This is a genomic window from Paenibacillus cisolokensis, assembly GCF_018403665.1.
GTDB lineage: Bacteria > Bacillota > Bacilli > Paenibacillales > Paenibacillaceae > Paenibacillus_AH > Paenibacillus_AH cisolokensis.
This window is the reverse complement of the sequence record NZ_BOVJ01000108.1, coordinates 1-8,817: the sequence shown is the minus strand read 5'-3', so window position 1 is coordinate 8,817 and position 8,817 is coordinate 1. Positions and strand designations below refer to the sequence as shown.

General features: G+C 57.8%; 9 protein-coding genes and 3 pseudogenes. 3 read left to right on the top strand and 9 right to left on the bottom strand.

The genetic code is table 11. From position 1 onward, the window contains the following. The 4 genes and pseudogenes from PACILC2_RS15380 to erpA form a co-directional block, all read right to left on the bottom strand. Positions 1-153, bottom strand: a 153-nt coding sequence (locus tag PACILC2_RS15380; RefSeq protein WP_213529358.1) for an ATP-binding cassette domain-containing protein, incomplete at its 3' end; no start/stop codon positions are given. After that, complete coding sequence (locus tag PACILC2_RS15375; RefSeq protein WP_213529357.1) at positions 150-1,469, bottom strand: sensor histidine kinase; 1,320 nt, start codon at positions 1,467-1,469, stop codon at positions 150-152. The genes PACILC2_RS15380 and PACILC2_RS15375, both read right to left, overlap by 4 nt. After that, positions 1,466-2,178 (bottom strand): annotated as a pseudogene (locus PACILC2_RS15370) (winged helix-turn-helix domain-containing protein). Before PACILC2_RS15370 ends, PACILC2_RS15375 begins: the two are co-directional and overlap by 4 nt. 306 nt (positions 2,179-2,484) lie before the next feature. Then, positions 2,485-2,844, bottom strand: coding sequence for an iron-sulfur cluster insertion protein ErpA (gene erpA, locus PACILC2_RS15365; RefSeq protein WP_062491523.1), 360 nt, complete (start codon positions 2,842-2,844; stop codon positions 2,485-2,487). Between the two features lie 243 nt (positions 2,845-3,087). Here erpA and mqnE point away from each other — a divergent pair. Further along, positions 3,088-4,190 (top strand): annotated as a pseudogene (gene mqnE / locus PACILC2_RS15360) (aminofutalosine synthase MqnE). A 62-nt stretch (positions 4,191-4,252) separates the two neighbouring features. Further along, positions 4,253-5,404: an NAD(P)/FAD-dependent oxidoreductase gene (locus PACILC2_RS15355; protein WP_213529356.1), complete on the top strand. Its 1,152-nt coding sequence runs from the start codon at positions 4,253-4,255 to the stop codon at positions 5,402-5,404. Here the strand turns inward: PACILC2_RS15355 and PACILC2_RS15350 are convergent. Next, entirely contained in the window at positions 5,337-5,609 is a 273-nt protein-coding gene (locus tag PACILC2_RS15350; RefSeq protein WP_062491517.1) for a YuzB family protein, read from the bottom strand. The genes PACILC2_RS15355 and PACILC2_RS15350 overlap by 68 nt on opposite strands. An 80-nt stretch (positions 5,610-5,689) precedes the next feature. Here PACILC2_RS15350 and PACILC2_RS15345 point away from each other — a divergent pair, with 80 nt between their 5' ends. Continuing rightward, positions 5,690-5,935 (top strand): NifU family protein, encoded by a 246-nt coding sequence (locus tag PACILC2_RS15345; RefSeq protein ID WP_062491515.1) that lies wholly within the window; start codon positions 5,690-5,692, stop codon positions 5,933-5,935. A gap of 87 nt (positions 5,936-6,022) precedes the next feature. On the opposite strand, the gene PACILC2_RS15340 is transcribed toward PACILC2_RS15345, so the two are convergent. From PACILC2_RS15340 to PACILC2_RS15325, 4 genes and pseudogenes are all read right to left on the bottom strand, one after another. Then, the gene (locus PACILC2_RS15340) at positions 6,023-6,793 is read right to left on the bottom strand and encodes an SDR family oxidoreductase (RefSeq protein WP_062496591.1); all 771 of its coding nucleotides are present in this window, start codon (positions 6,791-6,793) and stop codon (positions 6,023-6,025) included. 56 nt (positions 6,794-6,849) lie between these two features. Next, a pseudogene (locus PACILC2_RS15335) lies at positions 6,850-7,487 on the bottom strand (Cthe_2314 family HEPN domain-containing protein). A 110-nt stretch (positions 7,488-7,597) separates the two neighbouring features. Then, a complete protein-coding gene (locus PACILC2_RS15330) occupies positions 7,598-8,512 on the bottom strand; it encodes a COX15/CtaA family protein (protein WP_213529355.1) in 915 nt (304 codons plus the stop codon). 17 nt (positions 8,513-8,529) lie between these two features. Further along, positions 8,530-8,817 (bottom strand): hypothetical protein (locus PACILC2_RS15325; protein WP_213529354.1); only part of this gene is annotated, 288 nt, incomplete at its 5' end.

The window sequence follows — 8,817 nt, the reverse complement described above, 5'->3', positions numbered from 1 at the left end:
GAGCAGCGTCGTCTTGCCGCTGCCCGAAGGCCCCATGATCCCGATAAATTCGCCGGCCTCCACGTCCAGATCGATGCCGTCCAGCGCCGTGTATTGCACATTTCCTTTGGAGCTGTATACTTTCCCCAGTCCGCTGCAATGCAGCACGATCATATTCGCGCCTCCTTTCCGCCTTCTTCCCTGCGAGACCATTCGCCGGCCGTCTGATGGTACAGAGATGCGGACGAAAATCCGATCGTCACCGCGGTTCCTTCGCCCGGAACGGAATCGATCGCGAGCCGGTGCCCGAGCTTCGAGCAAATTTGCCTGGCCAGGTACAGCCCCATCCCTGTCGATTCCCCGGTAACGCGGCCGTTCTCCCCCGTGAAGAATGGATCGAATACGCGCGGCAAATCTTGCGGCGGTATGCCGATTCCCTCGTCGCGCACCGTCAGTTCGCAGCCGCCGCTCCCTTCCGTCCGGACAAGGCGGATGACCAGCTTTTTCGATCCCGGCTTCAGCTTGGAATATTTGATCGCGTTGCTGATCAGCTGCCGGATGACGAACCCGATCCACTTGCGGTCGGTTTCCGCCCAACCTTCCCCGATTACCTGCGGGTATATGGCGTGGCGAATGCACATCCGCTTGAACTCGTTGACCGCTTCCCGCGCCGCCTCGTGCAGCGCCACCCTGCCAACGTGCAGGTCAAGCTCGAACTTGTCGAGCCTCGCCGTATGCAGCATCATTTCCAGCCCTTGCGTCAATCGTTCCGTCTCCTCCAGCACGCTCTCGCACAGCCGTTTCGTCTCGTCCGCGTCAAAGGTCCCGGCCTGCTTCGCATCGTGCGCCAGCAGCTCGATCACCGATATTGGCGTCTTCATCTGATGAACCCATTGGTGAACGTAATGATTGTGCATCTCCTGCCGGCGGCGATAACGTCTCAGCTCGTCCATATAAGCCTTGTACTGCAAATAAACAAGCCGCTGCACCGCCAGCTGCTCCCGGGAGACGGCGTCGTGCAGCGCGAAGGCGGAACGCAGCCCGTCGGTATTGGACAGCGCTTCGTTCAATTGGCGGTAGAACGCCCGTTTGCGCATATAATCGGACAGCAGCCAGACTCCCATGCAGAAGCAGGCCAGCACCGCCACATAGATGACGCTCTCCGGCGACGGCGCGCCCGGCGCGATATAGCGGTCCAGCAGCAGGACGCAGACGCCGAGCGCCGTCGATACGGCGAAAGCGCCGAGAAACGGGAGACGGTCCCGCAAATATTCCCACCCGGTCCACGCCATCTCCCCTCCGCGATATGTGCCGGCGGTCTGCCCGGTCGAGGTCATGTCCTCTCCGCGATATGCGCCGATGGTCTGCCCGGTCGAGGTCATGTCCTCTCCGCGATATGCGCCGGCGGCGTCCGGCTGCCCCCCGTCCTTTTCGTTCGGATCTGCGACGGATCGAGCGGCGGGAACGCCGCGTTTGTGTTCCCCGATCATGCTCCCACCTCTTCAGGGGCGTTCAACCGGTACCCTTGCCCCCGCACGGTATCGATAAGTCCGGATAACCCGAGCTCCTCCAGCTTTTTGCGCACCCGCGTCACATTCACCGTGAGCGTATTGTCGTCGACGAACTGCACGTCGTCCCACAACGCCTCCAGCAGTTCTTCCCTACTGACGATGCGGCCTGCCTGCTTCATCAAACATTCGGCGAGCAGCCGCTCGTTCTTCGTCAGCTCTACCTTGCGGCACCGCCACTCCAGTTCGGAGCGCCCCCGATGCAGCTTCAATGCGCCGACGCTGATTTCATCCGCCGCGGCGCCGGCCCAGCCGGCTCCGGCATACTCTCCGTAAGCGCGGCGGAGAACGCTTTTCAGCTTCGCCATCAGCAGGTCGATCGGGATCGGCTTCGTGACGTAATCATCGCCCCCGTTTTCGATCGCCATGACCTGATCCATCTCTCCCGAGCGGGCCGAAACGAAAATAATCGGCGCCTTGGAACGCGTCCGAAACTGGCGGCACCAGTAAAGCCGTCATAGTAAGGCAAATGGATATCGAGCAGCACGACATGGGGCGAATACATGTCCAGTTCCTCCGTCAACTCGCGAAACCGCGTCGCCCGATATGCTTCAAACCCGTATTTTTCGACCGACTTTTTGAGCAGGTCGCCGATTTTATCGTCATCTTCCACAATCAGAATGCGATACATCCGAATTCCTCCCATTCCGCAATGCCAGTCGGCCTTTCCACTATCATAAAAGATTCGGGGCCGAAAAAAGATTCCGCCCCTGCGCTGCGCTTGCTCTGCCGGCCGTATAGGTCACAGGTAATTATCCGCCCGCCAATTTTCCGGCAGGCGATTTTCCGGCAAGATAAAAAACCTTCCTTGCAGTTGATTGAACATCAACCGCTCGGAAGGTACGTCATCCGCATTGTTCGAACCTGTTCTATGAATTGCCGATACGAAAGCTTGAAATCGCAGGCTGCTCGACGATCCGCCGATATGGCGGCTTATTCAGCACTGCTCCGGATTCGGCTTGCCTGCGTCGCTTGCGGTGCGGAACGATTGGCCGCATCCGCACGTGACCGTGGCGTTCGGATTATGGATCGTAAAGCCGCCGCCCATCGCCGACTCCTTGAAGTCGATTTCGAGACCGTTCAAATATTTGAAGCTGTCCTCGTCGACGACAACTTTCAAGCCTTGTATTTCCATCACCTTGTCGGTGTCATGCTGTTCGTCGTCGAACCCCATCCCGTAGGAGAAGCCGCTGCAGCCGCCTTCCTTGACGCCGATGCGCAAGAACAGCCCCGGCGTCTCCTCCTGAGCGAGCATTTCTTTTATTTTATCAGATGCCGATTCGCTGATTGCGATCATGCTTCATCCCTCCAATCGTGGTACTTCTAGTATACTTCACATCCCCTGCTGCGCTCAAGGGCTGCCGATCCGCTCTTTTTATAGTTGCCCGCGCCGGCGGGGAGGTTTATAATGAATTCAAGCTTTACAGTGCGGCGTGTTAAACGGGATCACTATGTACTTTTTTTCACAAAGATCGATTTTCAGGACGCTTCTTGCTGCCAACCATCGGGCTGACACGAGAGCCGTAAGGAGGTTACATCTATGAACGTCGCTATTCCGACCGAACAAAAACAGATGCAGAGCATCGTCGAGAAAGTCCGCAGCGGAGAGCGTCTTACCCGCGAGGATGGCGTATTCCTGTACCAATCCGACGATCTGCTGACGATCGGCCAGCTTGCCGACGAAGTGAACCGGAAGAAAAATGGCAAAAAAGTATATTTTATCGAAAATATGAGCCTCTACTTCACCAACGTTTGCGAAGCCCGCTGCGCTTTCTGCAACTTCCGCAAAGACCAAGGTGACGAAGGGGCTTATACGCTGTCCGGCGATGAAATGATCGAATACGTCGAGCAGCACATCCATCCCGGCGTGCGCGAGTTCCACATCGTTGGCGGGCACAACCCGCACGTACCGTTCCAATATTATATCGATTCGCTCAAGGCGCTGAAGGAACGCTATCCCAATGTGACGCTGAAAGCTTATACGGCGGCGGAAATCGACTTTTTCGCGCGAATCAGCGGACTCAGCTACCGGGAAGTGCTGCAGGAGCTGATGAAAGCCGGGCTCGAATCGCTGACGGGCGGCGGCGCGGAAATATTATCCGACTATTACCGCAAAAAATGCATGTCACCAAAGCCGATGTTTCGCAATATTTGGAAGTTCACCGGACGGCCCACGAGCTCGGTCTGCGCACGCATACGACGATGCTGTACGGGGCGATCGAAAGCCACGAAGACCGGATCGACCATATGCTGAAGCTGCGGGAGCTGCAGGACGAAACGAACGGTTTCCTCGTCTTCATCCCGCTGTCGATGCAGCCGAAAAGTCCGAAAGCCGGCATTCGCCGCCGCAATTCGGCTTTCGAAGATTTGAAGACGATCGCGATCAGCCGCCTTATGCTGGACAACTTCAATCATATCAAGGCGTATTTTATCAACATCGGCTTGCAGCTCACGCAAGTGTCGCTGGCGATGGGCGCCTCCGACGTCCACGGCACGATCGTCAAGGAGCGGATCAGCCACGCCGCAGGTGCGTTGACGCCGGAAGGAATAACGCGCGAAGAGCTGATCTGGCTCGTCAAGGGCGCAGGCCGCATACCGGTCGAACGGGACACGTTCTACAACGAGATTCGCGTGTACGACTAATCCGGTTCCGGCCGACGCATACTGTAAAAACGACAAACGTGTCATCTAAGGTTGGGATATACGTGAAAACAGTAGTTATTTTGGGCGGCGGTTACGGCGGACTGACCGTTGCCCACGATTTGCTTCAAGGCGAACTGCCGGACGACGTTTCGCTCGTGCTTGTCGACCGGATGCCCTTTCAGGGGCTCAAGACGGAATATTACGCGCTTGCCGCCGGAACGGTCGCGGAATCGGAAATCCGCGTCGCTTTTCCGGTCGATCCGCGACTTTCCGTTACATACGGTGAAGTGACCGCCGTCGATCCGGCACGGCAGCTCGTTCATATCGAAGGCCGCGATCCGTTAGCGTACGACTGGCTTGTTCTGGCGCTGGGATGCACGGACAATTACCACGGCATCGAGGGCGCCGAAGCGCATTCCTTGAGCCTCCAAACTTTGTCCGGGACCCGCCGGACCTACCAGCGGCTGAACGATGTCAAGCCCTACGGCCAGGTTACGATCGTCGGCGGCGGACTGAGCGGCGTCGAAGTCGCTGCCGAGCTGCGGGAGAGCCGTCCGGATCTGAACATCCGCATTCTCGACCGCGGACCGAGCATCCTGTCTTCCTTCCCCGACAAGCTGCAGCGATACGTGGCGGAATGGTTCATCGAGCACGAAGTGGAAATGCGCGGCCATGTGTCGCTTTTCCGGCTGGAGGAAGGCGTGCTGCACGACGCCAACAATCCGGAGCCGATTACAACCGACGCCACGGTCTGGACAGCCGGCATTCAGCCGGTTCCGATCGTGCAAAAGTTGCAGCTGCCGAAAGACAAGCAAGGGCGGCTGATCATTAATCCTTACCACCAGCTTCCGGATTACGAAAATGTGTTCGTCGTCGGCGATTGCGCTTCGCTTCCTTTCTCGCCGAGCGGACAGGCCGCGGAAGCCCAGGGACGGCAGGTGGCCGAAGTACTTCAGGCGATATGGGAAGGCAGAACGCCCCGGCTTGGCAAAATCAAGCTCAAAGGCATTCTCGGCTCGCTCGGCAAAAAAGCCGGCTTCGGTCTTATGGGCCGCACCGCCATTTTGGGACGGGTGCCGCGCGTGCTGAAGAGCGGCGTGCTCTGGATGTCGAAAATCATTTTGGCTGAAGCCGGCCCGGTTTCGTTTACAGATCGTCCAGCAGCTTGTCCAGCGCTTCCTGATCGGCGCGCTGCTTCTCGATCTCTTCCATAATCCGGTCGTACAGCTCGTCAGCCGTTTCGCTCGAAACGAATTCGCCGTTGACAAGCGCATACGGGAACATAAAGCATTCTCCGCAGTGGCCGAGACAGCCGTATTCGATCACATCGACATCCGGCAGCTGCTCCAGCTTCTCGAGCACCTTGTCGGTGCCGTGATGCATATTGCTTGCGCAAAACTCGATGATCGGTTTGTACATGATGCTTCACCCAGCCTTCAACCGTCCGTTTTCAATCGGACCGCTTTGTATTATAATAGAGAAGAAAGGAGTTGATTGCAATGAGCGACAACGTACAAACGTCCATGTACGACGAGGTGCTTGACGTTCTCGACAAGCTTCGTCCGTTTCTGCAGCGCGACGGAGGAGACGTCGAGCTGGTCGATGTCGAGGACGGCGTCGTCAAGCTTCGTCTCATGGGTGCCTGCGGCAGCTGCCCGAGCTCGACCATTACGCTGAAGGCGGGTATCGAGCGTGCGCTGCTGGAAGAAGTCGAAGGCATTCAAGAGGTCGTACAAGTATTTTAAGGAACGGCTCTTTTAGACATAAGAATCCTGCCGCAGTCGCTTGTCTTGCCAGACATGACGCGGCAGGATTCTTTTTTGCGTTTCGCGCTACCCTTTGATCGACGGCTTGATCGGGTCGAAGCCGCCGGTCACGTCGATAATGTTGCCCGTCAAAAAATCCGACCGCTCGGCGCACAGAAACGCAATGACGCGCGCGACATCTTCGCCCGTACCCGGCCTGCCGCGCGGCGACTCCTCGTCGGTCACGCCTTCCACCTCGTCGATCGACTTCTCCTTGTATGCTCCCCTAATGTCGCCCGGACAAATCATATTGACCGTAATGCCGCTTTCCGCTTCCTCGACCGCGAGCGTCTTCGTAAACGAGACGAGCCCGGTCTTCGCCGTCGCGTAAGCGGCCCGATGCGGCCACGCTCTCGCTTCTCCGGCATGGCCGAAGCCGAAATGGATGATGCGCCCCCAACGGCGCCGGCGCATGCCCGGCAGCAGCAAATAATCGAGCAGCATCACGCCGACTAGATTGCCGTTCAGCATGCGGACGATGTCCGCCCGCTCGTAATCGGCAAATCGCTTGCGCTCGCGAATGAACGGTCCGGCATTGTTGATGAGAATGTCAATGCCCCCGGACCAGGCTGTCGCCTGCTCGGCCAGCCGGTTCACATCCTCCTCCGACGATATGTCGGCCCGGATCGCCGTCGCCCGAACGCCGAGCCCTTCCAATTCCGCTTTCAGGCTGAGCGCCTCGTCCTCGCTTCTTACATAATTCAGCACGATGTTGCAGCCTTGCCCGGCCAACTCCAGCGCGGTGCGCTTGCCGAGCCCTTTGGCGCTTCCGGTAATCAGAGCCGTTTTACCCTGCAGCTCCAAGCCCGCTCCCTCCCGTGTGGAATGCTGGTATCCCGTTTATTGTACCATTTTCACTCCGCGTTTGCCGAACGGGCGACATATTGAAAAGCGATGCGCAGCGACTCGATGGCGAATGTCAAACCTTCGGTCAAATCTTCCATATGCTGCCGTATATTTTCCAGCCGGACGTCCTCGCCGTAAGCGCGCACGCTATGCACAAGATCGTCCTGCAGCTCCGCATTCATGTTGTGAATCTCGATGTTCCGCCTCTCCCGCAGCCGGTCGACCGGCTGCCGGTACCGTTTCTTCAGCTCGTCGAGCGGCATCAGCAGCTTCGGATGCAGTCCTTCCTGGCGCATGCGGCGCAGCACCGTAAAATAGGAGAAATGCGGCTTCAGCCGCTCCGTTTCCAGACCGAGGCAGTCGTTCAAAAAGGTGCCGAGCTTGTCGAGAATGGAAAACAGGCGGATAAACCCGTTTTGTCAAAATAGACGTGGCGGCAATAGTCCAGATGTTCCTCGGGCGACATGTCGTCCTCGAATTCGCTCGTCACCTTCGAGCCGAAGCGGCAGGCCGCGTAATGGCTTTGCTCCAGCTCGTCGAGCGCACGCTTCAGTCCCTGCGTCCAGATTTCATATTTCCGCAGCTTGCGATCCCGATCCTCCCCACGGGCAATCGCCTTTTGCAATATTTCAATATAACGGTCCATCTCCCGCATCGTTTCGGCGAGCGGGCCGTCCGCCCGGCGGGGCGGCTCTCCGAACATCATCCGCAGCATCGACAGCCTCCTTCATCGGTGTCAGCAGCGCCGGCGCAAGGTCAGTCCGCGGCACTTCCTTCCCGGTACCGCCGCGCACGGATGGCGATATCCAGCAGAATGCCGAACAGGCCGGCAATAATCAGGTTGTGCAGCAAGCTTGTGAAAATAAACACATCGCCGTTCGTGACGGTAAACGACACCAGCGCGCCGCTAAGCACCTGCGCGACGACGAGCCCAAGCGCCCAACCGGCCGCATTCCGCAATGCTTCGCTTGTCCGGCGGATATGAAGGTACATGCCGGCAATGGCGAAGGCGAGCAGCAGCGCGGCAACGCGATGGAGGAAGACGATCAGCGTCGCCCCTTCCAGCTCGGGAATGACCGCCCCGTTGCAGAGCGGCCAGCCGATGCAGCCGCCGGACGAATCGGTATGCCGGATGAACGCGCCCAAATAGATGACGACGAGACAAAACAGGACGACGGCGACGACGCGCGGATAAACGGATTTCGGCACCGGCGAGGCGGGCTTGACGCTGATGCCCCGGCTTGTCCGGTGCGCCCAGACGGCGAGCAGCAGCGTACAGGCGAACGCGAACAGCGAGATGCCGAAATGCAGCGCCATCACGGGCGGCGTTTGCGGCCACAGAACCGCGGCAGCGCCCAGCAGCGCCTGCACGACGGTGAACAGCAGCGCCCCGCCGGCATAGGTAAGAGGCTCGCGCTGCTTGTAACGGCGCAACGTCATGACGAATGCGGCCAACACCAGTATGCCGACGATACCGCTGATCAGACGATGCGAATATTCGATCATCGACTCGAGCGTGTAAGCCGGAATAAACTTGCCGTTGCAGAGCGGCCAGTCGTCTCCGCATCCTCTGCCGGATTCGGTATTGGTGACGAGAGCGCCGGCCAGCAGCACGAGCAGCATCCCGATACATGTCGCAACGACGAGGGTTCGGTAACGACTGGTTATCATCTTAATCACCTTTTGCTTTACGTAATGGTTATATTCAGAAGGATTGCAAATTGTCTTTCAATTATAGCGATAAATACGGGCAAAAGCCATGTTGAAAATGTGACACTTCGGCCCTTATTCGTTCGCACCATTCCCGCTGTGAACTGACACCAGTCCCGACATAGAAACCCAATAAAAGCACAAAGCTGCAAAAGTGCAGCATTTTCGGGGGGAAAGTAACCAAAATGTGAAAATTGCTGCGATAGTGCAGTTTTTTTGATTCGTTCAAGCCAGATAAGCGATAATTTCCAAAAATACTGTATTTT